Source organism: Actinomadura sp. 6K520 (assembly GCF_004349245.1).
In the GTDB taxonomy this organism is placed as follows: Bacteria; Actinomycetota; Actinomycetes; order Streptosporangiales; family Streptosporangiaceae; genus Spirillospora.
Map to the genome: position 1 here is coordinate 1 of NZ_SMLC01000111.1, position 25,121 is coordinate 25,121.

Genomic DNA, 25,121 nt, shown 5'->3' on the forward strand with positions numbered 1-25,121 from the left:
GGCGATGTTCGACCAGTTTCGCCTCGATCAGCGCCAGGGTGAGACGCGACCCGATGAGCGGGATGTCGGGCCTCTCGCGCAGCAGGTAGGGCAGGCCACCGATGTGGTCCTCGTGGCCGTGCGTGAGGACCACGCCGACGACGTCGTCCAGCCGGTCCCTGATGGCGGTGAAGTCCGGCAGGATCAGGTCGACCCCCGGCTGATCGAGGTCGGGGAACAGCACCCCGCAGTCGACGATCAGCAGCTTCCCGCCGTACTCGAAGACCGTCATGTTCCGGCCGATCTCACCGAGCCCGCCGAGCGCGACGATCCGCAGCCCCCGGCGGGGCAGCGCCGGGGGCGGGCCGAGTTCCGGATGCGGACGGCTCATGCGGTCATCGACCCAGACTCGTCTGACACCGCCGGGGCTCCCCTCGTCTACGCTGCCTGGTGCAGCCGTCTGGTCCTACTATGTCGTAAGTGAAGATTTGATCGCGGATGTTCACAGCGGCATGCGCCGCACGTGCTCGGTCACCCATATCCAGGAGCCGTTGTCCTCGTTGAGACGCCGCTGGACCCGTTCCACCTCGTCGAGGGGAAGTCGGAGGATCGGCCGCCAGTGTCCCTGTACACGATCCTCGAAGTAGACGTGCTCGTCGTCGGTGCGGAGGCGGAGCGCCTGCACCGTCTGCGGGTCGCCCCTCTGCGGCTGGATTCGGTAGGTCGGCATGATCCCTCTCGTGTCTGTCGGCCCCGCCTGCGGGCGACGGGGCGGGGCGGCACCGGCCACTTTCAACAGCACTCTACTCTTACGTGAGAAGAGAGTGTGAACACGGGGCGGCGATCGCGGGCGCGAAAGACGGATACGAGGAGAGATTCTGAGCAGTCACCGCTTAGGACCTACGTCAAACAGCTGATCGCTTGGCCCACCGATCATCACAGGTCGTCGTGGTCGTCGCGCTCCAGCTATTGCACCGTGGTGAGCACCTGCTCCGTAGGGCTGAGCGCGGTCGGCGGATAGGCGTCGGAGGTTGTGGCGTTACCGAGGGCGGAAGTCGTCGGCGTGGTCGAGTGCCCACTGCCGAAACGTGCGTGCGGGTGTGCCGGTGACTTTCTCGACCGTTTGGGTGATCGGTTCCGGGTTGTCGACCATGTCCGCCCACGCGCGCAGCGCTTGTTCCACGAAGCTCCCGTCACCCCAGTCGGCGAGCAGTTGCTTGCGCGCCTCCTTCGGTGACAGTTCCTCCCAGCGCACCTCGCGGCCGATTGCCTCGCCGATGATCCGGGCCTGTTCGGCCTGTGTGACGATCTCCGGCCCGGTCAGCGAGTAGGCCGCGCCGACGTGCTGGTTGTCCAGCAGCGCCTGGACGGAGACGGCTGCGATGTCGGCCTCGTGGATGAGTGACCGGCCGGCATCGCCATACGGCCAGCGGACAACACCGTCGGTGCGGATCTGGTCCGCCCAGCCGAGGACATTGGTGGCGAACCCGCCGGGTCGGACGAAGGTCCATTCCAGGCCGGAACGTTCGATCAGGACCTCGACCTCGCCCCAGAAGCCGTCTGGGCGGGAGTCGCCGCTACCCATCGCGGAGAGGTAGACGATCCGCCGCGCGTGCTTGGCGATCGCGTCCACGACGGCGGGGGCGGTGGCAGTGGAGAACAGCGGCCACAGCAGGAAGACCGCGTCCACGCCGTCGAACGCCGCGCCGAGTGTGCCCGGTGCATCCATGTCTCCGTGGACCGTCTCGACGCCGGCGGGGAGTGGTGCCGTGTCGGGGTTGCGGGTCATGGCGCGGACGTTGACTTGGGCGTCGAGGAGTTGGGTGACGACATGGCGGCCGACGTTGCCGGTCGCGCCGGTGACAAGGATTGTACCGGTAGGGGCTGGATCGGTCCGGGGCACGCGCTGCTCCACTTCGTGTGAGGACCGCCCGCGCAACGCTCGGGCGGCGGGCTCGAACGAGCTCGCCTGCCATGCTCAGACTTAAACACGTGTTTAAGTCAAGATAGTGTGGTCGCCATGACCTCTCTGGCTCCGGACGCAGATGTGCTGACCATCGGCGAACTCGCTGAACGCAGCGGCGTTCCGGCCTCAGCGCTGCGCTTCTACGAGCGGCAGGGGCTTATTCGCAGCCGTCGGACATCGGGGAACCAGCGCCGGTACACACGCGCGACGCTGCGTCAGGTCGCCTTCATCAAGGCCTCGCAATCCGTCGGCATCCCGCTTGATGACATCGGCGGCGTGCTTGCGTTCCTTCCGGCCGACACGGCGCCCACACAGGAGTTCTGGGAGCGTGCGTCGGCGTGCTGGAAGGACATGCTCAACGTCCGGATCAAGCGGATGGTGCGGATGCGGGACCTGTTCACCGAGTGCATCGGCTGTGGTTGCCTCTCCTTCGACCAGTGCGCCCTCATCAACCCGGGGGACAAACTCAGCCGACATGGACCGGGGCCGCGCCGGTTGCTCAAGGATTGAAAGCAGGCTGTGAATTACCGGCACGTACCGGAATACCGGTGACGCGGCCCACCATGACGAGGACCGCTCTGCTGCCGGATCAACCGCCTCACCATGGTCCACGTTGCCTGGGAAGGTGATGCGTCGCAGTCACCGGGATTCGGCCTGGAGTACGCGCCGCAGCGGCGGTCGGCCGACCTGGGCGGTGATCGCGGCGGAGGTCTCCTCACCCAGCCGGAGGTAGCAGCCATGCTGGCCAGATACGGCTGGCTGGCTCCCGGCGCTCCCGCAAGGCCACCTGGTGTTCTCCGTCCCGAAGAAGGCCAAGCGCAGCGAAGTCCAATTGCCCCTGGAAAGCGGCTTCGGCTTCCGGTCGAGCGAGTGGCTGTCGAAGCCATAGATCCTGGTGGCGGGACGGGGATGGTTGCTGTGTCAGTGGCGCGAGTGGCGGCGGTGCATTGCCCATTGCACGGCTGCGTTGACTACGGCTCGGGCCCATGGGTGGGTGGGTGTCCAGAATGCTTCGAGCCAGGTGGTGGCCAGCAGTCTGGCGTAGTAGTCGAGTACGGCCGGGTCGGCGTTCTTCCAGGTGTCCAGTCCGGCCATGAGGGCTTCGGCTTCGGTGGGTGCGTGGCCGCAGGCGATGAGGTTGATCACCAGGTCGGCAGGGTTGACCAGGGGGGTGCCGCGGGAGGCCATTCCCCAGTCGACCAGCCGGGCTGCGGTGCCGGTGATGATGACGTTTCCGGGGTTGAGGTCGGTGTGCAGGAGGGCGGTTCCGGCGATTTGGGTGAGGTGTTGGGGGACGGTGGCGTAGTCGGACCAGCGGCCTTCGAACCACATCACGTCCACGGTGGTGGGTAGTTGCAGGTGCTCCAGCGTCGCGAAGACGTCGAGGACGGCGTTCAGGTCACGGGAGCCGGGGGTGTAGTCGGCGCGTCGTCCTTGCACATGTTCGAAGCCGAGGAGCCTCCACCCGCCGGCCGTGAGGTCGCACAGCAGTTCCGGCGTGACGGAGCGGACGTGGGGGTTGACGGCGGCTTCGCGGTCGAGTTGGGCGGCGGCGCGTTCGTTGGCGATGGGTGCGCCTTTGAGGAACACCGGCCCGTCCTTCAGATGGGCGACGGTGGCGAGTGCGGAGCGTCTGCCTTCGCTGGTCGGCTCGACCTTGATGATCGGCCCGAGTTCGTCTTGAACGGCGCTGTGCAGGTCGGATGGCAGGCTCTGCCACTCGATGCGATCCATGAGGGCAAAGCCTGCCACGCGGTCAGGCACTGTGCGGCCCGGACACCTCGGCCGCGGGCGGTGGTGCACCCCTGCCGTTGCACCGCGCGTGGCGGGCCTCATCGGTGACCTTGGCGACGCACGGGTTGGGCGGGCAGCACGGGTAAGCGGCTCCGGTCCAGTGTTCGAGTTCGACCCGGTAGCCGGTGGCGTGCAACGCGGGCAGGGTCCGGGCGATCTCCTCCTCGCCCATGCTCACCCCGGGGCCGGGCGGGACGTGGTGCAGGTAGTAGCCGAGGTTCTCCTCGCAGAACCGCATGTAGTCCTGGGAGTGGAGGAGGAAGGCGTGCCAGCCGGGGTCGACGCTCTCGGACATGGCGAGCCGGACGCCGGGGTTCTCGGCGACGGCGCGCAGCCACACCAGCGCCTGCCCGACCACTCCTTCGGCGTAGGTGCGAGTGACGTGCAGGTCCTTGGCGACGTAGGCCGACAGGGTGGCGAACAGGTCGGCCTCGACCAGCTCGCGAGGGTCTTGGGTGGTCGTCTGTCCCGGGCGGGTGGTCGTGATGGTCATCGCATCCTCCAAGCGGGCGCGCTGAGGCGTGGCCGCGGTCCGGGTCGCGCGCCGGCTGGCCTGACGGGTACCAGCCGGGGCTGCAGTGCTGTGGGGCTTCTTCAGCGTCGTCCAGGCCTGGAACCGATGGCTAGGAACTTGCTTCAGCTTGCTCGCAGCGTTCGGATTGCCGCAGTGATGAGATCGCGGGCTGCGGCGCCGTAAACGGCGGATGACGCCAGGTACTCGAACTCCTGGAGGTACACCGCGATCTCGCGCGGCTGGGTGATGGCCAACTCGGCGGCGGCGGTGTCGACCAGTACGAGGCGCTCGTCGAACACCCAGAATCCATGGTTGGGTGCGCGCCGGTGCCGCACCCGGGTCGGGATGATGCCCAGGCTCAGGCGGGGCAGGATCGATAGCGTGAGCAACCGCTCCAACTGCTCGACCAGGACGTCGTCGTCGGCCAGGCCGATCGTCAGCGCGACTTCGCACATGACCATGTGGAAGCGCCGGTCACGGTCCCCGCGGCGCAGGATCTCCTGTCGCTCCATCCGGGCATTCACCGCGTCGGTGACGTCGCCGCCGGTGCCGTGGAAGGCGATGTTGTCGCGGAACCGCTGCTCGGCGTACTCCCGCGTTTGCAGCAGACCGGGGATGACGATCGGCTCGAACACCCGGAACAGGCGCGTCTCGGCCTCCTGCGCCGCGATGGTCTGCTGCCGGCGGTGGGCACCGGCGCGCCATTCGCGCCGCCACTCCATGTAGGCGCTGGAGATGTTCCGGACGGTCGCGATCAGATCCGGGACATGCTCTTCGGCGCCGACGAGACGGCACCAAGTCCGTATGTCGTCCTCGCTGGGAGTCTGCTTGCCGTGCTCGATCTTGGAGACTTTGCTTTCATGCCAGCCCGCAAGCGTGGCCAGCCGGCGCTGCGGAAGCCGTCCGTCCTGGCGTAGTTCGCGTAGCCGCAGCCCTAGAGCCTCGCGCGCCTGCTGATGGGGCGTGGACATGACCGATCGCTACAGGCTCCGCATGAACTCGTCGCGGCTGAGCGAGGCGTCCCACGCGATCCGCCGCCACGCCCGATGCCGCTCAACGGTCTCGGGTTCGTCCGTCAGCTCGGCACCGATGAAGGCGTCGTCGGCATCGAAGTGCAGGACGGCTACACGCTTGTCGTCGAACAGCCACGCGTCCAAGGGTGGTCGCACTGGGAGGCCCAGCCGAGCGGCACGGTCGCGGTTGAGGTAGCGGATCTCCTCGCCGGCCGCGAGGTTGCCTTGAGCCGACCACAACGCGTACCGGGAGTAGTCGCCGAGCGGCACGGTCACCACCCGCACGCGAGTGAAGGGGCGGCCCTCCTCGGCGGCTTGCCGGGTCATGTCGTACCAAGGGCCCGAGCTGACCGACTCGTCCAGTTCCCGGTGACCGCCCAAGAACCCTTCGAAGGAAGGGTGCTCATCGGGCACGTTGTAGCGGTCGCGTGTCTCCAACCGGAAGGCGCAGCGCCGGACGGTGTGGAACAGCTCTCCGAGTTGGTCGCCGGTCAGCAACTCGGCCACCGATCACCCTCCCTGATGGTGCTCCTGGTAGTGCTCGATCAGGTGCCGCACCAGGCTTGGGTCGATCTCCACAAGCGTCTCGTCCCCGGCCAGATTGCGGACATCGCCGAGCGCCGCGGTGTCGGTGACGACCTTGCCCTGCACCACGTACGTTCCGCGGTCAGTGGCGTACATAGCCGGACAGGTGCCCTGATTCGAGTCCGTACCGAGGAACCGTAGCCGCATGGTCTCCCCTTCGCCCAGACGCTTGCTAGTACTTGCTCAGAAGCCTGTGCCACTTTGGAAGCGGCGTCAAGAGGGAAGAACGGGTTCGCCCTGTTGCCACGTGCGCGCAGCGGCTCCACCAGGGGAAGTATCGCTTCGAGCGACAAGACCTCCAGGCGCCGCGAAGGACAGTGCACTAAGAGAGGGCGTGGACCGCGACACCCTGACGCCAGGCCACAAATCGGCTATCGGCGCCCCGCCGCCCGCGAGGAGCACCACATCCCACACGCGCTGTACGCCGCTGGCGGCCCGGACTTGATCAGGCGTGTACGGCCCACGTCACCGACCATCAGTCAGTACTGTCCAGGCACGTGAGCCCTATCCGGCGAGTCGCAATTATCGGCTGTGGAGGCAGTGGCAAGACGACCATCGGTCGCCGGCTCGCTGCATCGCTCGGCACCACGATTACGCATCTGGACGCGGTGTACTACGACGACGCGTGGAACGAACTGCCGCAAGACAAGTTCGCCGAGATCCAGGAAGACCTGGCCGCCGCCGAGAGTTGGGTGATCGACGGCAACTATGCAGGCACCCTCCCGATCCGGCTACGCCGCGCAACTCATGTCGTCTTCCTCGATCTGCCCGCCGTCACCTGTCTGTGGGGCATCGCCCAGCGACGCTGGCGCTATCGCGGTGGCCAGCACAACGACGGCGTCTACGACACCATCAACTGGGGTTTCATCAAGTACATCTGGGGCTACCGCAAGGAAATGGCGCCGCGCGTGCGTGCGTTGCTCGACGAGCACGCCGGCGACGCCGAGGTGTTCATCGTGCGGTCGCGCCGTGAGGCCAACCGTCTCACCGCAGAGTTGGAGCGCACGACCCGTTGACCGATCGAAGGGGCGGCGACGTAGCCGGGCTCACCGGTTGGCTGGCCGTGCCCGGATGCGCGGGGTGAGGAGCGTGCCCCGGCGCCGTCCAGGTTGGCGATCAGCCGTTGATGCGACGAACTGCGCGCCGTCCTGCGACGCCGGGCATGCCCACGCGCGGCCTCGACACGGCTCCCGCTTCGCCTAGGCTCGTTCTGCGCGCGGGGCATCGTTGCCGCCGAGCGGGTGATCCGAACCTTCATCGATGCGGGCACAAGCCGATCGAGGTTGTTCAGGTGGCCGCCGGAGGGCCGGCGTCTGTCGAGCTGGGCAGTGCGGGCAGCGGCGGCAGTCCAGAGACGGTCGAGTTTTGGACGGCGACGCCTGCGCTTCGAAGCACTGCGGTGGCGTAGTCGGACAACTGGTCGGCGCAGGTCTCGTAAAGGGTGTCGCTGAAGTTCCCGAGTTCGGCGCTGATGCGTTTCCACTCGATGTCGGTGAGGTCGCGCTGCGCGAACCGCGTGAACCAGGCCCGATGGAGGAACGTGACGGCGAGACCGTAGCGGTCTGCCAGGTCGATCAAAGCGCGAGCGGGGTCACCGCCGTAGTGGTCGTCGACCAGCGTCTCTAGCGCGTTGTGCAGGGTGGGCTGGTGCTCGCTGTTCAGGAGCTCGTAGACCTCGGCCGCGCGGTAGCGGCGGTGGCCGCCCATCGTCCGAATCGAGGACAGCTTTTGCAGTTTCGCCCAGCGCGTGACGGTCTTGGGGTCCACCCGGAACAAGGCGGCGACCTCGGCGGGTGTGAGCAGCTCAGGCGGAGTCATGGGATCCGTTTCTTGAAGGGGTGAGGGGGGCGCGTGTCCCAGCGACCAGCGGAATCTGGCGATGGTTCGAGCGGCTCGCGCCCTTGAAGGGGGTGGATGCGGGCGCTGCCGCGCGGTGGTTAGGGGGAACAGATCATGCAGCGTCCTCCTTCGTGGTCGTGGACGGCTTGGAAGGAGGGTGCAGGGCCGTCGAGTGGGCGAATCGACGTGACCACTGGCCCTTGCTGGCGTCGAGCGCGGATTCGGCCAGGCGGTGCAGCTGAATGTCGCCCGTCCCGGCGGGCGCGTCGATGTGGAAGGCGTCTCGCACAAGGCGTTCGATGGGACGGTCGCGCCGGAGCGCGGCGGCTGCGTGAATCTTCATCGCGGCCAAGGCCGATTCCCACAGCGAATCGACGCCGTACTGCTTGGCGACTACGAGCTCGTCGTCGCAGGGCAGGCCGTGGTCAAGCATGTGGACGGCCTGATAGGCGAGGGCACGGGACGTCATCACCCGCTGCTTGATCTGCCCGATGCGCTGCTCGATCGTGGCCAGATTGGTCAATGGTGCGCCGCGGCGGTGGCGCTGCTTGGCGAAGGCGACGGTCTCGTCAAGCTGTGCCTGATGGATGCCGAGCGCGACTGCGGTCAGGTTGGGGCGGCCGTACAGGACGCTGGAGCTGTAGGCGACGTCGAGTCCGTCGCCTTCACCGCCGATCATGTTGGTGGCCGGGATCCGGACGTTCTCCAGAATCAGGTCGCCGAAGCTGAATCCGTGGAGGCCAAGGCACGGCTTGTAGGGGACGAGCCGCAGGCCGGGCCGGTCGTGCTCGACGAGGAACGCCGTCAGGCTCCGGGAACGCTTCGCCTTGGGGCCGGTGCGGACGACGATGCCGTGGACATGGCCTATGTGGGAGTTGCCGACGTACACCTTGCAGCCGTTGAGCACCCACTCGTCGCCTTCTCGGTGAGCGGTGGCCTCCATGTCCAGGACGTTTCCGCCCGATCCCGGTTCCGTCACCGCGATCGTCGGCAGGGATTCACCGGTGGCGATCGGGGGCAGCCATCGCCGTTTCTGCTCGTCGGTGCCGAAGTGGAGAATTTTGGCCGTCCCGAGCTGAGACGCCTGGACCATGGCGCCCATCGCGCCCGACACCCGGGCCAGCTCCTCGATCACGATGGTCTTGGCGAGGTGGCCGGCGCCCATGCCGCCGTACTCGCGGGGGATGGTCACCCCGATCCATCCCTGCCGGGCGATCGAGGTTGAGGTCTCGTTGTCGACGGCTTGAGAGGACTCCATACGGGCCACGTGCGGCACGACCTCGCTCGCTGCGTAGGCCCGGACCGTTTCGCGCAGATGCTGGTGATCTTCGGTCTCGAACACGGACACATCCCCTTCCACTTCGTGGGACCCTGCCGGCGGGTCAGTCCGGCATCGTCATCGGCTGCGGTCGGGCTAGCCGCCTGTTCAGCCGCCCTGGGAGCCGGTGCTGTGGCGGCCGCTGCTCGCGCTGGCGCGCTGGCCGAGCAGCTCAACGAGTGCGTTCCGGTGCCGTTTGATGAGCGCGAGGCACGTCTGGCGGGTTTCCTTGGGAAGAGGACTGGTGCCCACCACGCACACACTGCCCAGCACCGTCCCGGCCTGCTCATGCACGAGCGGCGCTCCGGCGTAGGTGCGTACCCCGAGCTTGTCGACCACCGGGTTCGAAGCGAACTGGGGTTTCGCGCACACGTCAGCCAAGACCAGTGCCTTGGTGCGGTCGAGCATTTCGGGGCAGAACCCGTGATCGGGCGCCATGGTCCGGGCGACAGCCCTGGCCCCTGGTGGGTTGTGCAGGCCGACGAAGGTCTGCGCCTCGGGCAGGAACAGGTTCACCATTGCGTACAGTCCCTTGCCGACGCTGCCCAGCTCGGCGGCAAATGTGCCGGACACGTGAGCGGCGAACCGGTCGAACTCGGCGTCTGGGGTGCCGTCCAAGCCGACTTCGGCCAGCAGCCTCAGGCGCTCCTGGGCTGTGTCATGCCAGGTTGGGATTTCCAGACCGGAGTCGGTGTCATACCGCATGTGGTTGCTCCATTGGGGCGGACGGGTGGGGCTGCTCGTACTCGTAGGTGAGCGCGTGGTCGACCAGGGTGAGCAGGACGGTGATGGCCGAACTGGGGACGCGGGCGTCGCAGCGCACGACCGGTACACGGTCGGGCACTTCGAGAGCGGCGCGAACTTCGGCGGGGGAGTAGCGATAAGGGGCGTCGTCGAACTCGTTGATCGCCACGACGAACGGCGTCCCGGTCTGCTCGAAGTAGCCGACCGCGGCGAAACCGTCGGCCAGGCGGCGGGTGTCGATGAGCACCACGGCGCCGACCGCGCCGACGACCAGGTCGTCCCAGGTGAACCAGAAGCGGTCCTGGCCCGGTGTGCCGAACAGGTACAGCACCATCTGCTGCTCGCGGAAGGTGAGGCGGCCGAAGTCCAGGGCGACGGTGGTGGTGGCCTTACGCGCCACTCCCGCGAGGGAGTCGATCCCGTCGCTGACCTCTGTCAGATACTCCTCGGTGGTCAGTGGCTCGATCTCGCTGGCTGCACTGATCAGCGTCGTCTTGCCGGCACCGAACCCGCCGCTAACGATGATCTTCACGGTGGTGGGCCTGTGCCCTTCGGCGCGCATGTCAGGCGACATCGGACAGCCTCGTCTCCAGGCCTGACCGCAGCGCCTCCAGCAGCTGCAGATGGTCGGACGCCTCAGAGCCAGGCAGCGCCATGACCAATGCACCGGAGTCGATCAGGTCCGACAGGACGATCTTGGTGGCCTGGATGGGGAGACCGATCCGGGCGGCGATCTCGGCGACCGAGCATGGCCCGGCACGGCACAACTCGACGGCCTGGACGGCCTCCGGTGCCATTCCTTTGGCGCTGGCGGGGTCTGCGACCTCCAACAGGGTCACGAGCCGCATTGAATGCTGCGGGCGGGTCCGGCCGCCCGTAATCGCGTAGAGACTCAGCTCTTCGGCCTCGTAGATGACCCATGCCTGATCCCCGCCGGACGACCGTGCCGGGTCCACTGCCGAGCGGGCCGGTGGTTGCCGCGGGCCCCAGCCCGCCGAGGCGGCCATGTCATCGGCCGCCATCAGGGCGCTCGCCGTTGCGGATTGCGGTAACCATGTGGTCGGCCACGCTCTTGATCAGCAAGCTCATCTCGAAGCCCACCGTGTTGGGGTCGGCGCCTGGGGAGGCCAGGACTCCCAGGACGCTGCCGACCAGGCCGGTCCGGTCGCCGGTCTGTTCCACCACCGCATGGTCGGCGCTCATCACGAACACGAGAACGTCGTCGTCCTCCACGATGGCCTGCCGGAAACCGCCGGACGCCGACCCGCTGATGGAGCCGGCGGACCGGGCCAAGGAGTGCAGGCTGGCCATCCAAGCTGCCGCCTTGTCCGCCTGGTCGATCTGCAGACCTGAGACCGCCATCTTCAGGCCGTCCCGCGAGACCAAGAGAGCGCCGCTGACTCCGGTCACGCGCTCGACGAACTTCGTCAATAGCCAGCTCAACCCGTCGTCGACCCGGACCGAGGTGGCCGGAGCCGGGGGCTTGTGCATGGTCATGTATGTCTCTCCGTACGTTCGAGAAGGCCGGGATCTGAGGCTGGTGGGGGTCAGCCGCTCTCCGGCTCGTTGGTGTGCGGGACGGTCGGCTGTCGGTCGCCCTTCCCGTCCCGGACACCGGCGGTGAAAGCTCCCATCAGTCCCGGCGTCGGCGGTCGGCCTGGACCCGATACCGGACCCGCCGACTGGTACGCCGGGGGCTGTGCTGCAGGTGGGGCGTGGCTACGCCGAGGGAGAGCCGGCTTGTCGCCGATCGCTGGAGGAGATGGCCGGGCAGCCACAGGGGATGCGGGCTCAGCGGCGACGCGGTGGCGCCGCGGCAGCTCGGGACGGTGCGGCTCCAACGGCGCTTCCGCCGTTCGAGCCGTCGGGACCGAGGCCGCCAGCAGACTGCGCGGCAGGGCGACCAGGGCCCGTGTTCCGGAAGCGTCCGAGTGCAACTCGATCCGGAGGCCGTGCCGAGCGGCCAACCGGGCGGCGACCAGCAGCCCGATCTGCCCTTGCCTGACCTGCTCCCGCGGGCTGACCTGGTGCGGGACGTCCAGTATCCGCCGCAGGTCCGCCAGCTTCTCCGGCGTCAGCGGCAAACCCTGGTCGCAGACCTCGATGCTCAGTCCGGTGGGTGTCCGTGCCGTGGAAAGCTGCACCATCGTCTTCGGATCGGAGAACTTGGTCGCGTTCTCGACCAACTCCGCAAGGACATGGATGACGTCCGGGCCCGCGTACCCCGGAATCTCCACTTCGTCGTCAGGGAGCGTCAGGCGAACCCGAGTGAAGTCCTCGACCTCGGCCATCGCCTGGCGCAGCACCGTGGAGATCGGCATCGGAGACTTGGCCCGGCGTGCGGTGTGACCACCGAGCACGGCCAGCTTCTCTGCCGCGCGACGCAGCTGGGTGGCCAGGTGCTCGATCCGGTACAGATCATCAAGAAGATCAGGGTCTTCCTGCTCCCGCTCGGTGGCCTTGAGGCATTCCAGCATCCGGCTCACCAATGAGTGCACACGATGCCCGACGTAGACCAGCACTTCCCGGTCGGGCTCCTCACCGTGCCCCAGCTCAACGGCTGAGGTGCCCTGAGCGTCGGCGGTCACCATGCCCGCCAGCAGTTGCTCCAACTGTCTGGTGATTGAGTTCAGTCGTGTTTCGGCCCGGTCGAGATGGTCAGCCGATTCACCGATTCTCGGCTGAGTAGCCACCGATGAACCCGCCACATGGCCGCGTAGCCACGCGATCTCGTTATCGGCGTGCTGCTGGCGGGAGGTCATCTGCTGCAGCGCCTTCGCGGAATCGACGGCCTGACGCCGCAGCCACGCCACCTCGCTGCCCTGGCCGCGTTGGACTCGCATGGCCGCCTCGTGCTGGCGTTCCAGAGCCACCATCACCAGCATTGCCGCCCCGGCCAGCCCCACGGCCACGAAGGTCAGCGCGAGGCCCTTTCCGCCCGCACTGCCGTTGAGGGCGTACACCACCACGACGTACACCACCATGCAGGCGGGCAGGACCAGCCCGAGCAGCCACAGCCACCGGCCCGGATCCGGGGGCGAGGCGTGTGCCGGCGCGGACGAACCTGGAGTCGAGTTCGACGCAGTCACCGCGTCACCCGCCTTGGCCGCGCTCCCGGGACGCTGCCGACGCCGCACCACAGATCGACCGGCCCCGACATGGGCCAGGGCGATGCCTCCGGCCGCCAACGCGGAACCGAAACCACACCGGGTTCGATCAGGTCCAACGCCGCGAACCAGGCCCGCACATCGGCCGGGACGCGGGCGTGCGGTGAGCCGGATATCCGAAGGCCCCGTGCCGCGCCCAGGGCGGCCAGCCCACGTGCGGTCGCCCCCGTCAGATGGCAGATCGCAATGCAACTCCCCCTCGGCAGCGCCGCGCGCAGGACATCCAGACCACGCGCTGCTGCTGCGTCGTCGAGACCATCCAGGCTGTTGACCAGCAACACCCCGACCGGCTCGGCCAGATCCAACGTCTGCGCCACGCCCTCCATCAGCGCGTCGGGATCCTCAAGCCCTGCCTCGACGTGCTTGGACCCGTCCCACCAGGCGGAGTTCAGCCGTGCACGCGCGTGCGACATGACTAAAGCGTCGGAGTCGGCGTACACCACGCGAACCGTCGGATCGACCTGCTGCGCCACGTCGTGGACCTCGTCGCGCAGCGGCAGATCGGTACCGACGACCAGGAGTTGGCCGATCCCGTGCTCGCCGATCAAGGTCCGCACCACGCGGGCGCGGAACCTCAGCCGGGAGTACGCCATATCCACGATCCGCGGGTAGATGGCCTCGACGTGTTCGCCGAAGGATTGGTCGGCGAGGAAGTTGTCCTTGCCGCCGGCCCAGAAGTTCCACAGGCGCGGCATGGACGGCATCGCGGTACCGATGTCGCCGAGGTCACGTGTGGCCGCCGCCCAGTTGAACTCCGGGGCGGTCGGGAGATACGGGCTCCAGCTGGAGTTGGCGCCGCCCTCGGTCATGCCGCACTCCTGACCTCGGTGCGGACCCCGACGATGCCGACGTTGCTGTCGAGCATCTGCCCGATGCCGTGGGTCTTGGCCGCCCAGGCGGCCGCTCGTCCGGCGAACAGGAAGCTCTCTCGCGCGATGTCCATGGTGTCGCGGGCGGACTGGAGCACACCTTCGGCGGCGACGCGATCGACCTCGAAGCACGACTTGCCACCGAGGTAGTAGTTGTACATCCGGGCAGTGCTCGGCTTATCGAACGACGGGCCTGTAACGGCATTCATGGGGTCACCGTGCCGGTGAGCTCGGCGAGTTCCACGCGAAGCTGTTCCTCGGTGTCGGCCACCACCGTGTCCACCTCGTTGATGCGTTCCGGCGGTAGCGGTCCGCACAGCGCCCACCAGCGCCCCCGATCCGAGCGCAGGAACCTCCACCCAGGAAAGTCGCGCTGCAACGCGGCTTTGACGTCCGCGGGGGATGACGTATCGGCAGAAGCCATGACGGAACCTCTGAACAGGAAGAAACGGGAGAAGGAAGGGGGAAGCAGCGTGCCCTGCAGGCGTGCTGTAACGAGCACAAAGGCGAAGCGGACGCCCACGTCGCCGGCCTGGCCGATATCACCGTGGCAAGGGCTGTGGCCAAGCAGCCACGCAGTGGTGCCAGGCCGGTGAGACACCCCGGCTCCCGCAGGCAGGCCCAGGCAGACGGCTCCCATGGGGCCGCACGGACCAGGAACGACCACCCATGGAGTGCTTCTGGTCCGTGCAGCCCGCCCCAGAGCCGTCCTCCTGGGGCCGGGAAACGGCAGCTGGAGCGGGCCGGGGGACACGCGCCCCTGCTGCCGCACCGAAGCTGGTAGCCACCGCGACGCCGCACTCTTCCGCGGTCCGGCTGCCCTGGTAGGGGAAGCAGGACCGGGTGGACACGTTGCTCGGCAGACATCGATACCTCGCTCGGTGGTGGTAAATCGGCTACTTCCAGCAGATCGCTTTCGCGCCCAGAGCCTCTAGCCGACAATGGTCGACAACTTCCGACATCTCTGATGTCGCGCCTTGATCCGTCAGCAGCGAGGTGCACGCTCGTGGCTTATGAGACGACCCCTGAGATTCGTGCGCGCCTGCGCCGCGAGCGTCGGGCCCGCGGCTGGGATATCCCACGAATGGCCCACGAATTGCGGGAAGCCTCCGAATATCCACACAAAATGCCCACCGAACGCAGCATCATCCGATATGTCGAGCGGTGGGAAGATGGTCAGGTTCGACGGATCACCGAGCGTTACCGGATCCTCTATGCACAGGCGTTGAGCATGAGCCAAGAAGAACTGTTCGGAGACGGCCCGCAACTCCCTCCCAGCCCAGGACCGACCGAGGGAGACGTCGAGGCGATCCGCATGATGCTGACCGCCCTCATGGCCGCGGACCGGCGGTTCGGCGGACACCGCATCCGCCGGCAAGCCAATGACTACTTGACCGACGTGGTCGAACCGATGCTGCGTGGACAGGCTCCCGATGCCTTGAAACGACGCTTGTTCGGTCTGGCTACGGAGTTCACGCTGCGGGTGTCCGCGATGCACCTGGACGCCGACCAGTTGGACCGAGCCATGAGCCTGCTCGGCAGGGCATCGAGCATGGCAGCAGAGAGCGCTGATACGACGCTGACCGCCTGGGTGCTGTCTCGCCGGGGCGAGCACGAGATGCACCAGGCAGCGCTCACCGCCCGCCCCAACCGGCGCGCGACCTTTATCCAGCAGGCACTGGCTTACACCGAAGGTGCGGCAGGTGTCGCACGTTCAGCCCCGCCTCTCGGTCGCGCGTTCCTGACCACCAAGCACGCGCTGGCCTGGTCGCTGACCGGCGACCGGGCCCGAACTCAGCGCGTCCTCGGCACCATCTGGGCCGCCTACGAGAGATCCGGCAGCGCCGAGGAGCCGGATTGGATGGACGCCTACGGGTACGGACATCTGCGCCACGAGGAGGCGCGCTGCTATGTCAACCTCGGTATGGGACGTCAGGCCGTCCAAGCCGCCGAAGAGTGCCTTACGGTACGCACCGCTGCCCGGCCACGCGCGTTCACGCTCGGCGTCCTTGCCATTGGACACGCCCAGGCTCTGGAAGTCGAGGCCGCGTGCGCTGCGGGCCACCAGCTCGTCGACCTCGCCCCCAAGGTCTCGTCGCGACGAGTGTGCATCCGGATCGGAGAGGTCCTCGACGTGCTCACCCCGTATGAGGACACCCCGGCCGTCACCGAGCTGCGGGAGGCAGCAGAGCCAGTCCTACAAGGTTGTGGCCTCTGAACAGGAGGGATCGCTACTTCATGCCCGGCATGTCGCCTGAAGACCAGGCCGCTCTGGCCGAAGTAGCCGCCCGCTGCCAGGTTCCCGTCAACGACGCTCGACTGGTGCATCAACACAGCAACAGCGCGATCGCACTCCCCACCGCACGGCTGCTGGTGCGCATCGCCGGCAACCCCGGTGCGCTCGACGCGATCACCTCCTCCGTAGCCGTCACACGCTGGCTTGCCTCGCGCGGCTACCCCTGCGTGGAGCCTGCCGACGTAGATCCGTTCTCTGTCTTCGGACGAGTTGTCTCAATCTGGCGACTCCTAGACGTGGACGAGGAGCCACCCGGAAACGGGGCCGAACTCGGCCGACTACTCCGCGAACTACACCGCCAGCCCAGCCCACCAATCCCCTTGCAGCACCTCACCGACCCGTTCGAGAGCGTGGCGGCCGCCGTCAAGCAGCACCCGGACGGCATGACCGGCGAAGACCGCGCCTGGCTACGTGACCGGATCGAGCAATTGCGGCACCGCTGGACAGAATTCACCCCAGCGCTCCCGACCGGGCTGATCCACGGCGACGCCCACACCAACAACATCATCCGCCTGACCACAGGCAAGACCGTCCTCGGAGACTGGGACCACGTAGCCCTCGGCCCCAGAGAATGGGATCTAGTCCAGGCGTACTACATGGCCCGCCGCTTCAACCGCCACACTGAGCACGACCTGCGCCGGTTCACCGTCACCTACGGCTGGGACGTCCGCGACTGGCCAGGCGCCGAGACCCTCATCCAGACCCGTGAGATCACCGGCCTGAGCCCCTACATTCGCAAAGCCCCCACCGACCACCGGACCCGCCACGAAGTCGCCCATCGCATCGCTTCACTGCGGAACGGCGACACTTCCACCCGGTGGAACTCACCGACGAAATAGCTGGATCACACTGCGGAACTCGTATGCCAACATGCTGTGACGACCAAACTTCTCCTTCTCAAGCGCCGATGAGCACCGGTCATGCACGCCGCCCCAAGCAACGCGGAGACGCTCGCTGCCTTTCTTCGCCCATCGTGATATCGGAAAAGCATCATGAGGCTCGACGCCGCATCCTTGCCTGCTGACCTGCGCCGATGGCTGGCCGACCACCTGCCCGGCGTCGGTTGCGCCATCGATGCGTCCTGGCCGCAGCGCATCGAGTCGAGAGTCTGGCGCTTGGAGGCCGGTACCACCGCGGTGTACGTCAAGATCAGCCCATCTCCGGAAAGCCATAAACGCGAGACGGACGCCTACCGCCATGCTGCTGCCGCTCTCAGCCGGGAGGAAGCCCCGCGTCTGATCGCCGCCGATCCTGCCCTGCAGGCCATCCTGGTGACGGCGCTGGACGGGAAGGTCGTCCGGGAACTGCCGCTCACCGCGACGGTGGAGGCCCAAGTGCACGAGCTCGCCGGACGGCTCCTGCGCCGCTGGCACGATCACGCCGAACCCGTATCGCCACAGGCACGAAAAGGCGTCATGGCCTCCATGGACAACCAGGCATCCGAAGCCTCCGCCTGCCTCGACAACCTCAACCGCCATCTGACCGGTGCAGAACGGGCCTTGGTGAGCGAAGTGGCCCGGGACCTCCCCGCGCTGACTGCGGATCTTCCGCTGGTCTACCTGCACGGCGACTTCTCCCCGCGAAACTGGGTGTGGAACGCCAAGACGCAGACCCTCGGGCTGATCGACTTCGAGATGGCCGGCCACGCCCTGGCAGTCCAGGACATGATCTGGCTGTCCGGAGCGGTGTGGCCGACGCGCTCCGACTTGAGGAAATCCTTCTTCACCGGATACGGACGCGAACTGACCACCAAAGAGCACCAAGCCCTGCTCCTGCTGACGACCCGACTAGCCGCCTCCTACCTGGCCGCAGGACTGGCCAACAACGATCAGGTGCTCATCGATCGCGGCCGCAACGCGCTCAGGGAACTCGCACGCACCCACACCTGACCGCGCAATGCGCAGGCCCCCGACGCTCCCGTCCTCAGGGATATCCATGCCCCAGGAGCTCTCGATGCCGGAGACCAACCATGCCGAACCCACCTGCCTGGTTCCTAGCACAGGAACCCTGGCATAGGCCCTAACGCTACGAAAGTCATCGGCTCCGGGCCGGCGGTTGCCACCTAACCTAACGTCACGAACATGTATGCGACGCGAAACAGCAGGTCAAGACACTAACAGGCGCAAGGCTGGTCGGTGAACACGACCAGGTTTTCGACACCTGCGCTACAAGGATCTCATCCTCGGCGTAGACATCCGCTCATGCCGCGAACAGAGCGGTGATGCCGGTGGATTGAGCCTGCTAGGAGGACGTCTGGTCTGAATCGTCGATGCCGAGTTTCGTCCGCAGGCGGGTGACGCCGGCATGGAGGACGGGCGGCACGGTGATCAGGGTGACTGTGGCGTCGACGAGGCTCGTCCGGGATGTCTCCACGACCACCCAGCCGACCAGGAGCACCAGCGGCGTCCACGTGCGCAGGTCGGTTCGCAGGATCCAGCGGAGGGCGACCAGAAGCCGGTGAGTGAGCGTCTCGTGCGCGGGGCGGCGCAGTGTCAGGGAAAGTGCCGGCATGCCCAGGATGAGCCGCAGCGTGAAGTGGGCCCGGGCGCGACGGCTCGGCAGGGCACCGATCTCGCCAAGCCATTCGTCCAGATAACGGGCCCTGGCCGCGGGCGGGAGCAAGAGCGCGCCGAGAGCGAGCGCGCGGTGACCGGCGGGGGCGTCCTCGGGCAGAGAGGCCAAACGGTCGAGGGCGATCGAGGCGAGTTCTTCGGAGACATCGCGCAGGCCGAGCCGCCGGGCGAGCGGCACCATCGACTCCAGGGTGTGCCGGGACTTGAGCCGCTGCTTGTCCTCGTCGAGGTAGCGCAGGGTACGCATGTTGTGCAGCCTGTCCAGCACTTTCAGCGTGAGCACGCGGTCGGCGGCGGCGGCGATGGCCGCCTCGTCCCGATCCAGCTCGATCATGCTTTCGACCATGGTGGCAATCTCGTCGCCGAATTGCTCGCGGAGCCGGACGGCATGGCATCCAGTGTCCTCGATGACGTCGTGTAACAGCGCGGCGCAGACGACCACGTCGTCCAATCCCGAGCAGGCAGCGATCTGCGCGACGGCAACCGGATGGGTGATGTAGGGATCGCCGCTCTTGCGGCACTGGCCTGCATGGCGGCGTGCGGCGAAATCGTACGCGCGCCGAACCCTGTCACGTTCGGTGACCGGCAGATCGGCGGGCAACCGTGCCAGCAGTGACTCCAGGGCGGCGGTCATGAGGTCGCCGTCCGGAGGTTGACGGCCGGTCCGCGCGATCGCCGGGCCCGCTCGAGTGCAGTGCGAGCCCGCGCCGCCCCCTCGTCAGTGAGCGTGTAGTAGTAGCGGGCGCGCCGCCCCCCGGCCAGGTGCTCGGCCGGAGATTCCTTGCGGCCTTCGATCCAGCCGAAGCGCTCCAGGCGGGCCAGAATCGGATAGATGGTGCCGCTGGGCTGGCCGGTCTCCGCGCACAGCTCAAGCCCGAAACGCCGCTTGGCCGGATCGGACAGCATCGCGTCCAACACGAGCATTGTCTGCAGGGTCATCCGAGGACCATCCGCCATATATCGAACTCTAGACATTCAGTGCGGACAGTGACATACCTCCGAGGCCACATCCGTCTGACCCGTCGCGGGTGGAGGATGCCATGTTGGACGTGGCGGCACCGGCACCGTATCCGATCTCCCCCATCCGGTACCGAGCGAAGAAGCTATACACCTTCGTCAGGTCGGGTCGGCACGGTGACTGGTCGGCCTGTGTCCGTCATGCGCTCTCATGCCGCGGGGCGTGTACTCGGATCTGAGAAGGGTGCCCGCGATACGGCCGGCAACGAGGTGCTGCCGCACCGGTGCTCCGGTGCCGGCTGTGGGGGGCGCGAATATTCGTTTGGTGAGGGCGTGGCGCGCTGCCACAGTGCCGGTGTGGACGACTATGTGGCGATTAACAGGGCCAACTGGGACGAACGGGCCTCGGCGCATGCCGATTCCCCCGACTACGGATTCGATCGGTTCATCAACGACCCCGGGTACCTCAGTGGCGTCGTCCGGTTCGACCGCCCCCGTCTTGGGGATCTGACCGGGCTGCGTGCCGTGCACCTGCAATGCCACATCGGCACCGACACCGTGTCCCTGGCGCGCCTGGGCGCCACGATGAGCGGCCTGGACTTCTCCGCGGCCGCGCTGGACCAGGCGCGGCGACTGGCCACCGGCACGGGCAGCACCATCGACTTCCGCCACGCAGAGCTCTATGACGCCGTCGAGGTCTTCGGCCGCGAGGGCTTCGATCTGGTCTACACCGGGATCGGCGCCCTGATCTGGCTGCCGGACGTGGCGCGATGGGCCCGCGTCGTCGCCGACCTGCTGCGACCGGGCGGCCGCCTGTTCATCCGCGAGGGCCACCCCATGCTGTTCGCACTGGACGAGACCGCCAGCCCGCCTAGCCTGCGTTACCCCTACTTCGAAACCGCCGAGCCGGTGATATCCGACGAGCCTGGGACCTACGTGCAGACCGAGGCCAGGTTCACCCACGCGCTCACCCACGAATGGAACCATGGGCTCGGCGAGACCGTCACCGCGCTGCTCGCGGCCGGAATGCGGCTGACCGGCCTGACCGAGCACGACAGCGTCCCCTGGCAGGCCCTGCCCGGACACATGACCATGGACGAGACCGGCGAATGGCGTCTGACCCGCCACCCTGAACGGCTGGCCGCCAGCTACACACTGCAAGCGATCAAGGGATAGACACCAACGTCCGGGATGAGCCTTCTGTAGTTGTGGAGGTGCGATGGAGCGCAGAGCAGCGTCCGGTTTGCGGTCAGGCTGGTGTGTTTTGCTGTATGGGGGTCAGGGTGGTCGGGAAGTGCAGCAGGGATGATGCATACGTGTCAGTGCGGTAGATCTCGGCGGGGTGGGTGAGTTCGTTCGTGATGCCGGCCGTGCTGGTATGTGGCTTGGGGAGCTTCCAGGCAATCTGCGATGGAGGTTGGGAAATCTGCTGCGACTAGGCGGGTCTGAGCTTGTTCGTTGTGGGCCGTTGTCGCTTGTCGGATGATTAGGTGCACTTCTTCGGCATATCGTGGGTGTGGACCCATGGCCTGGATTGCTTGGCCGAGCGAAGTCATCGCCTCGTAGCCCTTTGCCTCTGCGGCTTCGTAGGCCTTGGATAGTTGCCGTGCTGACGCTGGGATGCGCGGCAGGTGGGTTGGATGCTCACGCTGTTTGTGGAGGATGCCCAGTACTGCTGCGTCGTTTATTGCTGCGCGGTGGTTGGCTGCGAGTGTGTTGTAGGCGTCGATGGCTTTCAGGGTGATAGTTGCGATGCGGGCTGCTTGGGTGAGGTCGGGGGCTAGTTCGTCGGGTGGCTTCATTCGGTAGGAGGCGCGGGGGCTTGGTGTCCAGGCCGGGTCTGCGTGGATTAGGCGGCCTAGTCGGAGGATGAGGTCGCTCGCGTCGGTTGCTGGGCCGTTGGCGGGGTGGCCGTGGTGGTTTGTTTGCTCGTCCCAGCGTCGGACGATGTCTCTCCATTTCTTGCCGGTTTGTTTTGTTGCTGTGGCTGCTGTTTGGAGGGCTGATCGGTGGTCGGGTTCGTCTAGTTCCTTCATGCGGTAGATGAGTTGCTGGATGGTTTTGAGGTTGAGGTCGCAGACGATGGTGGCGGCTCTGGCGAGGTAGCGCCATGTGGTGACCGAAGTGGTGGTCTGGGGGTTGCTCAGGCGTCGGATGCTGGCGCTGATCCCGGCGATGGTTTGCGTGAGGTCTTCGCCAGCTTCTGGTGGGCGGCGTTGTGGGATGCCGTGGAAGGGGACGGCGATGATGGTGCGTCGGGGTTCGGTTTCGCTGTGTATGCGTGACAGAACTGCGGCGCGCAGGAGGAGGCCGCTGGCGTCGTTCGCGGGTGATGGTGTGCGTTGGATGAGGTGAGCGACGGTGGCGGTGTGGGTGCTGAGTTGGTGGAGCAGCGAGCGGGCTGTATCGGGGGCGGTGATGATGGCACCGGTTGCTGTCGGCTTGTCGTTGTCGCTGTTGACCGGGAAATGAGTGGAGAGCAGGTCGAGGCCGCAGCCCAGGGCGATGGAGGTGGCGCGGAGTTTCTGGGCAAGGGCCGACCGCGGTGTTTCGGTGTCTGCTGGTGGGCCGAGGATTCGTTCGGCTTGATTGATGAGCGTGCTGGCGCGCTGAGCGGCGTCCCTCAGGCCGGTGGTGTGTGGGTGCGGGTCGCCGAAGCCGTTGGCGATCTGGTCGTGGTAGCGGGCCAGGACGTGGGTGAGGCGGGCGAGTTCGGGCTGGACCGCGCGCCGGGCGAGGTCGCGGGCGAGGCGTTTGGTGTGCAGTTGGTGTTGCAGGTCGGTGAGGTGGTCGGTGGCCAGTGCGGTCATCTCCCCGAAGGTGGCCATGGCGGCTACCGCAGGGTTTCTTGGAGCCGGCCGGCGTGCAGGGCGGCCTGGAGGCAGGCCATCTTGTCGTCGGGATCGCTGGCCAGTTCGGCGGCCCGGACCAGGCTCTGGGAGATCTTCCTGGCGAGTTCGTAGAGGGCGTCGGCGGTGGCGTTGACGGTGGTGTAGTCGGTCGGGGTGGCGGTGTGGAGGGACGGCGCCTGACGTAGTGCTTGGTGTGCTTGGACGGCTTCACCTTCGGCCATGCCCCAGGCGATGAATCCGTCCGGTTCTTGGGCGGCGTAGGCGGTGATGACGCGTTCGGCGTGGGCCAGGTCGTTGAGAGCGCTGCCGAGGATCTCGGTGAACCAGCCGTGCCGGACGTCTTGGTGTTCGCGTTCGTGGGTCATCGGGCTGTCCTCCGGTTTGGGTGGTGGGGCGGTGTTCGGCCTGCTGGTCGGGCTGGGGCGGATACGGGCGTGGGGACGATGGCGTGCGGGGTGGCCGGGCATGTAAGTGCTCGTTTCGTCGGGTTGCAGGTGTTGAGACCTGGGCGTGGAGTCAGGTTTGCGTTGTCGATTTCCGCTGGGGCGGAGGGGCGAGTCCGTCGCGGAGCTGGGTGATGGTGATGCCGCTCCACGAGCTCAGGGCGTCGAGGAGCTTATGGGCGTCGTGTTGTAGGGCACGGCGGGTTGGTTCGGCTGTGGATGGGAGCCGGGCCGCGATGCTGGTGTAGGTCTGGGCGGCCTGGTTGGCGTGGGTGACTGTGCCCAGGTTGGTGGCTGTGGGCGGGAACGGTGGCGCTGGTGCGAGGTGCGTGGCCGCTTCGGCGTAGACGAACGGGACCCCTGGCACGTCGATGAGGAAGTGTGTCTGGTCGTCTGGGGCGAGGTTCTTCCAGTCGATGATGGTGCCGCAGCGGCCGGATTGCCGGGTGAGTCGTACCTGGTCGCCGAGTGTGTAGGTGGGCTGGTCGGCGTTCTCTTCGGCGTGGATTGCGCGGCCGGCGCTGACGGCGTTGGAGAAGGCGATGCCGTGATGGTTGGCGTAGTGCTCCAGGTCGCAGATCAGGGCCGCTAGGAGCGCTTCGGTGTGGATCCTGTCGTGTTGCAGCAGTGAGGGTTCTCCGGAGAAGGCGACCTGTTCGTACGCCCTTAGGGCGTGAGCGGCGCGGGTGACTTGCCTGGTGGCGGCGTGTTTCATGGGCCGCTTACCTCAGTGCGGCGTGGACGTGGCCGGCGTGGTGGACGGCTTTGAGGCAGGCCACTCGGTCGGCGGGGTCGGTCGTTTTGGAGGCGACGTTGAGGATGGCTTCGGTGACCTCCAGCACGAGGGCGGCGATGGCGGTGGCGAGTTCTTCGGTCTCGGTGTCGGGCATGGAGGCTTGGGGCCAGGCGAGGGTGGGTGCTTCGGTGAGTGCCCACCAGGCGTCGGTGGCTTCGGTGAGCGCGGTTTGGTAGGCGTCTTCGGGTGCGGTCTGGGCTAGGACGGTGGTGGCGTCGCCGATCAGTTCCAGTCCCATGAAGGCGGCTGCGAGGAGCGCGGGGAGTGAGTCGGCGGACTTGATCTGCCGGGTGGCGTAGTTGAAGAGGTGTTTCAGCGGAACCTCCGGGTCTCGGTGTCCGGCCTGGACCGGTGGTCGAGGACGTGGGCTGTGAGCTGGGCTGTCATCGGCCGCGGCTGGGACGCCGGGTTGCTGCGTCGGCGGGGCGTTGCGTCGATGTGTTCTGTGGGGCCGGGAGCTGAGCGGGAAGTCCTTCGGCGAGCGGTGTGGGGAAGGCTTGCGCGGCGAGCTGCGCGGGGTTGAGGGGCTTGGCCGGGGCCGGTGGGTGTTGCGTGTCCGTTGATAGGTGGGGTGCGACTTTGGCGAGGAGGAGGTCGGACGTTGTGCTTTTCCATGTCGTTCCAGGCCACGAGGGCGTCGAGCAGGGCTCTCTGATTGTTGAGGTCGTCTTGGTGTGGTCGGAGGCCGTGGATGTCGGCTTGGCCGATCCGCGTCATGGTTTGGATGAGGAGTTCCTCGGCGTGTAGTGGGTCGTTGATGAGGCCTTGAGTTGTGGTGGTGGCGGGGAAGGGCGGGGCTGGTTTCAGGTCGGCTGCGATGACCTTCTGGTTGTGGGTTTGGCCGAGGAAGTGGATGTAGTACTCGGTGGGTCCGTGGTTGGGGACGAGGAGGCCGGTGATGGTGCCTCGGGTTGGGTGGCCTAGGAGGATCGCTTCGTCTGCGGTGGGGCCGTCGAGTTGGACGGTGGAGCCGATGGCGTAGACGTCGGGGCTGTTGCTTTCGCTGAGGTGGTGGCCGTGGGCTTGGGCGAGGATGTCGTTGAATTCCAGGCCGCGGTGTTGGGCGTAGTGCATGAGGTCGATCAGTAGATCGCCGAGGAGTTCGCGGGCGTGGTCGTCGTTGCCGCGGTGGTCGAGGTGTTCGGTTTCCTCGAAGAGCGCTTGGAAGGCGTCCAGGGCTGCGGCTCCGAACTGGGCGAACTCTTCGGCGCCGGCTTCGGCCATGCAACCTCCATCTGGTCGGCTGGGTGCGGCGGGTGTGGTGCGTCAGGGGCGGTGCTTGCGCGGTTGTCGCTGTGCGTCCGGCGCGGGCCTGTTCGATGGCCGGCCGTCGTTTGGGTCCGGGCTGGGCCGCTGCTGGGGGAATTCGGTTGCCGCCAGGCGGTGCGCCGCCGATGGCCGGGGGCGCTCTTGGGG

30 protein-coding genes and 1 pseudogene are annotated in these 25,121 nt (G+C 67.0%); 6 read left to right on the forward strand and 25 right to left on the reverse strand.

Features of this window, described 5'->3' with window-relative positions:
* The 3 genes from E1289_RS25270 to E1289_RS25280 form a co-directional block, all read right to left on the reverse strand.
* The coding region (locus tag E1289_RS25270) for an MBL fold metallo-hydrolase (protein ID WP_131984344.1) at positions 1 to 370 on the reverse strand (370 nt) is incomplete at its 3' end.
* 111 nt (positions 371 to 481) lie between these two features.
* Positions 482 to 709 carry a hypothetical protein gene (locus E1289_RS25275; protein WP_131984346.1) on the reverse strand — a complete coding sequence of 76 codons (228 nt, stop codon included), beginning with the start codon at positions 707 to 709 and terminating at the stop codon, positions 482 to 484.
* Between the two features lie 309 nt (positions 710 to 1,018).
* Positions 1,019 to 1,882: an NAD(P)H-binding protein gene (locus E1289_RS25280; RefSeq protein ID WP_207929135.1), complete on the reverse strand. Its 864-nt coding sequence runs from the start codon at positions 1,880 to 1,882 to the stop codon at positions 1,019 to 1,021.
* Positions 1,883 to 1,999: 117 nt separating this feature from the next.
* Between E1289_RS25280 and soxR the strand changes: the two genes are divergently transcribed.
* Complete coding sequence (gene soxR / locus E1289_RS25285) at positions 2,000 to 2,455, forward strand: redox-sensitive transcriptional activator SoxR (RefSeq protein WP_131984348.1); 456 nt, start codon at positions 2,000 to 2,002, stop codon at positions 2,453 to 2,455.
* Between the two features lie 411 nt (positions 2,456 to 2,866).
* On the opposite strand, the gene E1289_RS25290 is transcribed toward soxR, so the two are convergent.
* From E1289_RS25290 to E1289_RS25310, 5 genes are all read right to left on the reverse strand, one after another.
* Positions 2,867 to 3,679, reverse strand: coding sequence for a phosphotransferase (locus E1289_RS25290; protein WP_165970604.1), 813 nt, complete (start codon positions 3,677 to 3,679; stop codon positions 2,867 to 2,869).
* Between the two features lie 22 nt (positions 3,680 to 3,701).
* Positions 3,702 to 4,232 carry a hypothetical protein gene (locus E1289_RS25295; RefSeq protein WP_131984352.1) on the reverse strand — a complete coding sequence of 177 codons (531 nt, stop codon included), beginning with the start codon at positions 4,230 to 4,232 and terminating at the stop codon, positions 3,702 to 3,704.
* 143 nt (positions 4,233 to 4,375) lie between these two features.
* Positions 4,376 to 5,224 (reverse strand): helix-turn-helix transcriptional regulator, encoded by an 849-nt coding sequence (locus tag E1289_RS25300; protein WP_131984354.1) that lies wholly within the window; start codon positions 5,222 to 5,224, stop codon positions 4,376 to 4,378.
* A gap of 9 nt (positions 5,225 to 5,233) precedes the next feature.
* On the reverse strand, positions 5,234 to 5,773 hold the full coding sequence (locus tag E1289_RS25305; RefSeq protein ID WP_207929136.1) for a DUF6879 family protein: 540 nt from the start codon (positions 5,771 to 5,773) through the stop codon (positions 5,234 to 5,236).
* 3 nt (positions 5,774 to 5,776) lie between these two features.
* Positions 5,777 to 5,947, reverse strand: a complete 171-nt coding sequence (locus E1289_RS25310) for a hypothetical protein (protein ID WP_347813591.1) — start codon at positions 5,945 to 5,947, stop codon at positions 5,777 to 5,779.
* 401 nt (positions 5,948 to 6,348) lie between these two features.
* Between E1289_RS25310 and E1289_RS25315 the strand changes: the two genes are divergently transcribed.
* Positions 6,349 to 6,867: a topology modulation protein gene (locus E1289_RS25315; protein WP_243713128.1), complete on the forward strand. Its 519-nt coding sequence runs from the start codon at positions 6,349 to 6,351 to the stop codon at positions 6,865 to 6,867.
* A 643-nt stretch (positions 6,868 to 7,510) separates the two neighbouring features.
* On the opposite strand, the pseudogene E1289_RS25320 reads toward E1289_RS25315, so the two are convergent.
* From E1289_RS25320 to E1289_RS25365, 10 genes and pseudogenes are all read right to left on the reverse strand, one after another.
* Positions 7,511 to 7,669: pseudogene (locus E1289_RS25320) on the reverse strand (BldC family transcriptional regulator); the annotation flags it as partial.
* Positions 7,670 to 7,802: 133 nt separating this feature from the next.
* Positions 7,803 to 9,032: an acyl-CoA dehydrogenase family protein gene (locus E1289_RS25325; RefSeq protein ID WP_243713129.1), complete on the reverse strand. Its 1,230-nt coding sequence runs from the start codon at positions 9,030 to 9,032 to the stop codon at positions 7,803 to 7,805.
* Between the two features lie 84 nt (positions 9,033 to 9,116).
* A complete protein-coding gene (locus E1289_RS25330) occupies positions 9,117 to 9,713 on the reverse strand; it encodes a GAF domain-containing protein (protein ID WP_131984358.1) in 597 nt (198 codons plus the stop codon).
* A complete protein-coding gene (locus E1289_RS25335; protein WP_131984360.1) occupies positions 9,703 to 10,326 on the reverse strand; it encodes an ATP/GTP-binding protein in 624 nt (207 codons plus the stop codon). The genes E1289_RS25330 and E1289_RS25335 overlap by 11 nt, the downstream gene beginning before the upstream one ends.
* Positions 10,316 to 10,774, reverse strand: a complete 459-nt coding sequence (locus E1289_RS40190; RefSeq protein ID WP_131984362.1) for a DUF742 domain-containing protein — start codon at positions 10,772 to 10,774, stop codon at positions 10,316 to 10,318. The genes E1289_RS25335 and E1289_RS40190 overlap by 11 nt, the downstream gene beginning before the upstream one ends.
* Positions 10,761 to 11,249: a roadblock/LC7 domain-containing protein gene (locus E1289_RS25345; protein ID WP_207929137.1), complete on the reverse strand. Its 489-nt coding sequence runs from the start codon at positions 11,247 to 11,249 to the stop codon at positions 10,761 to 10,763. Before E1289_RS25345 ends, E1289_RS40190 begins: the two co-directional genes overlap by 14 nt.
* Before the next feature lie 50 nt (positions 11,250 to 11,299).
* Positions 11,300 to 12,841 (reverse strand): ATP-binding protein, encoded by a 1,542-nt coding sequence (locus tag E1289_RS25350; protein ID WP_165970605.1) that lies wholly within the window; start codon positions 12,839 to 12,841, stop codon positions 11,300 to 11,302.
* Positions 12,838 to 13,728 (reverse strand): SAM-dependent methyltransferase, encoded by an 891-nt coding sequence (locus E1289_RS25355; protein ID WP_131984366.1) that lies wholly within the window; start codon positions 13,726 to 13,728, stop codon positions 12,838 to 12,840. The genes E1289_RS25350 and E1289_RS25355 overlap by 4 nt, the downstream gene beginning before the upstream one ends.
* On the reverse strand, positions 13,725 to 13,997 hold the full coding sequence (locus tag E1289_RS25360) for an SAM-dependent methyltransferase (RefSeq protein ID WP_131984368.1): 273 nt from the start codon (positions 13,995 to 13,997) through the stop codon (positions 13,725 to 13,727). Before E1289_RS25360 ends, E1289_RS25355 begins: the two co-directional genes overlap by 4 nt.
* Positions 13,994 to 14,311, reverse strand: a complete 318-nt coding sequence (locus E1289_RS25365) for a hypothetical protein (protein WP_131984370.1) — start codon at positions 14,309 to 14,311, stop codon at positions 13,994 to 13,996. Before E1289_RS25365 ends, E1289_RS25360 begins: the two co-directional genes overlap by 4 nt.
* A gap of 483 nt (positions 14,312 to 14,794) precedes the next feature.
* Between E1289_RS25365 and E1289_RS25370 the strand changes: the two genes are divergently transcribed.
* From E1289_RS25370 to E1289_RS25380, 3 genes are all read left to right on the forward strand, one after another.
* Entirely contained in the window at positions 14,795 to 16,006 is a 1,212-nt protein-coding gene (locus E1289_RS25370) for a hypothetical protein (protein ID WP_131984372.1), read from the forward strand.
* A gap of 20 nt (positions 16,007 to 16,026) precedes the next feature.
* Positions 16,027 to 16,923 carry a phosphotransferase gene (locus E1289_RS25375; protein ID WP_131984374.1) on the forward strand — a complete coding sequence of 299 codons (897 nt, stop codon included), beginning with the start codon at positions 16,027 to 16,029 and terminating at the stop codon, positions 16,921 to 16,923.
* A gap of 153 nt (positions 16,924 to 17,076) precedes the next feature.
* Positions 17,077 to 17,973, forward strand: coding sequence for an aminoglycoside phosphotransferase family protein (locus E1289_RS25380; RefSeq protein WP_131984377.1), 897 nt, complete (start codon positions 17,077 to 17,079; stop codon positions 17,971 to 17,973).
* A 352-nt stretch (positions 17,974 to 18,325) separates the two neighbouring features.
* On the opposite strand, the gene E1289_RS25385 is transcribed toward E1289_RS25380, so the two are convergent.
* Positions 18,326 to 19,291, reverse strand: a complete 966-nt coding sequence (locus tag E1289_RS25385; RefSeq protein WP_131984379.1) for an HD domain-containing protein — start codon at positions 19,289 to 19,291, stop codon at positions 18,326 to 18,328.
* Positions 19,288 to 19,596 carry a helix-turn-helix transcriptional regulator gene (locus E1289_RS25390; RefSeq protein ID WP_131984381.1) on the reverse strand — a complete coding sequence of 103 codons (309 nt, stop codon included), beginning with the start codon at positions 19,594 to 19,596 and terminating at the stop codon, positions 19,288 to 19,290. The genes E1289_RS25385 and E1289_RS25390 overlap by 4 nt, the downstream gene beginning before the upstream one ends.
* 351 nt (positions 19,597 to 19,947) lie before the next feature.
* On the opposite strand from E1289_RS25390, the gene E1289_RS25395 reads away from it, so the two are divergent.
* Positions 19,948 to 20,790 carry a class I SAM-dependent methyltransferase gene (locus tag E1289_RS25395; protein WP_243713131.1) on the forward strand — a complete coding sequence of 281 codons (843 nt, stop codon included), beginning with the start codon at positions 19,948 to 19,950 and terminating at the stop codon, positions 20,788 to 20,790.
* Positions 20,791 to 20,933: 143 nt separating this feature from the next.
* Here E1289_RS25395 and E1289_RS25400 read toward each other — a convergent pair whose 3' ends face one another.
* The 5 genes from E1289_RS25400 to E1289_RS25420 all read right to left on the reverse strand — a co-directional run bounded on the left by E1289_RS25400 (position 20,934) and on the right by E1289_RS25420 (position 24,929).
* Positions 20,934 to 22,424 carry a hypothetical protein gene (locus E1289_RS25400; protein WP_131984383.1) on the reverse strand — a complete coding sequence of 497 codons (1,491 nt, stop codon included), beginning with the start codon at positions 22,422 to 22,424 and terminating at the stop codon, positions 20,934 to 20,936.
* Positions 22,425 to 22,447: 23 nt separating this feature from the next.
* Entirely contained in the window at positions 22,448 to 22,831 is a 384-nt protein-coding gene (locus E1289_RS25405; RefSeq protein ID WP_131984385.1) for a hypothetical protein, read from the reverse strand.
* Positions 22,832 to 22,982: 151 nt separating this feature from the next.
* Positions 22,983 to 23,624 (reverse strand): hypothetical protein, encoded by a 642-nt coding sequence (locus tag E1289_RS25410; RefSeq protein ID WP_131984387.1) that lies wholly within the window; start codon positions 23,622 to 23,624, stop codon positions 22,983 to 22,985.
* Positions 23,625 to 23,631: 7 nt separating this feature from the next.
* Positions 23,632 to 23,943: a hypothetical protein gene (locus E1289_RS25415; RefSeq protein WP_131984389.1), complete on the reverse strand. Its 312-nt coding sequence runs from the start codon at positions 23,941 to 23,943 to the stop codon at positions 23,632 to 23,634.
* A gap of 74 nt (positions 23,944 to 24,017) precedes the next feature.
* Positions 24,018 to 24,929, reverse strand: a complete 912-nt coding sequence (locus tag E1289_RS25420) for a hypothetical protein (protein ID WP_131984391.1) — start codon at positions 24,927 to 24,929, stop codon at positions 24,018 to 24,020.
* Positions 24,930 to 25,121: the final 192 nt, after the last annotated feature.

Excerpts from the sequence above, each read along its gene's own strand:
- soxR (WP_131984348.1), top strand. The coding sequence starts at position 2,000 with ATGACCTCTCTGGCTCCGGACGCAGATGTGCTGACCATCGGCGAACTC.
- E1289_RS25355 (WP_131984366.1), bottom strand. The coding sequence starts at position 13,728 with ATGACCGAGGGCGGCGCCAACTCCAGCTGGAGCCCGTATCTCCCGACC.
- E1289_RS25420 (WP_131984391.1), bottom strand. The coding sequence starts at position 24,929 with ATGGCCGAAGCCGGCGCCGAAGAGTTCGCCCAGTTCGGAGCCGCAGCC.
- E1289_RS25410 (WP_131984387.1), bottom strand. The coding sequence starts at position 23,624 with ATGAAACACGCCGCCACCAGGCAAGTCACCCGCGCCGCTCACGCCCTA.
- E1289_RS25345 (WP_207929137.1), bottom strand. The coding sequence starts at position 11,249 with ATGACCATGCACAAGCCCCCGGCTCCGGCCACCTCGGTCCGGGTCGAC.
- E1289_RS25400 (WP_131984383.1), bottom strand. The coding sequence starts at position 22,424 with ATGACCGCACTGGCCACCGACCACCTCACCGACCTGCAACACCAACTG.
- E1289_RS25360 (WP_131984368.1), bottom strand. The coding sequence starts at position 13,997 with ATGAATGCCGTTACAGGCCCGTCGTTCGATAAGCCGAGCACTGCCCGG.
- E1289_RS25415 (WP_131984389.1), bottom strand. The coding sequence starts at position 23,943 with ATGGGACTGGAACTGATCGGCGACGCCACCACCGTCCTAGCCCAGACC.
- E1289_RS25310 (WP_347813591.1), bottom strand. The coding sequence starts at position 5,947 with ATGTACGCCACTGACCGCGGAACGTACGTGGTGCAGGGCAAGGTCGTC.
- E1289_RS25385 (WP_131984379.1), bottom strand. The coding sequence starts at position 19,291 with ATGACCGCCGCCCTGGAGTCACTGCTGGCACGGTTGCCCGCCGATCTG.
- E1289_RS25330 (WP_131984358.1), bottom strand. The coding sequence starts at position 9,713 with ATGCGGTATGACACCGACTCCGGTCTGGAAATCCCAACCTGGCATGAC.
- E1289_RS25375 (WP_131984374.1), top strand. The coding sequence starts at position 16,027 with ATGCCCGGCATGTCGCCTGAAGACCAGGCCGCTCTGGCCGAAGTAGCC.
- E1289_RS40190 (WP_131984362.1), bottom strand. The coding sequence starts at position 10,774 with ATGGCGGCCGATGACATGGCCGCCTCGGCGGGCTGGGGCCCGCGGCAA.
- E1289_RS25275 (WP_131984346.1), bottom strand. The coding sequence starts at position 709 with ATGCCGACCTACCGAATCCAGCCGCAGAGGGGCGACCCGCAGACGGTG.
- E1289_RS25290 (WP_165970604.1), bottom strand. The coding sequence starts at position 3,679 with ATGGATCGCATCGAGTGGCAGAGCCTGCCATCCGACCTGCACAGCGCC.
- E1289_RS25390 (WP_131984381.1), bottom strand. The coding sequence starts at position 19,596 with ATGACCCTGCAGACAATGCTCGTGTTGGACGCGATGCTGTCCGATCCG.
- E1289_RS25300 (WP_131984354.1), bottom strand. The coding sequence starts at position 5,224 with ATGTCCACGCCCCATCAGCAGGCGCGCGAGGCTCTAGGGCTGCGGCTA.
- E1289_RS25295 (WP_131984352.1), bottom strand. The coding sequence starts at position 4,232 with ATGACCATCACGACCACCCGCCCGGGACAGACGACCACCCAAGACCCT.
- E1289_RS25335 (WP_131984360.1), bottom strand. The coding sequence starts at position 10,326 with ATGTCGCCTGACATGCGCGCCGAAGGGCACAGGCCCACCACCGTGAAG.
- E1289_RS25380 (WP_131984377.1), top strand. The coding sequence starts at position 17,077 with ATGAGGCTCGACGCCGCATCCTTGCCTGCTGACCTGCGCCGATGGCTG.
- E1289_RS25405 (WP_131984385.1), bottom strand. The coding sequence starts at position 22,831 with ATGACCCACGAACGCGAACACCAAGACGTCCGGCACGGCTGGTTCACC.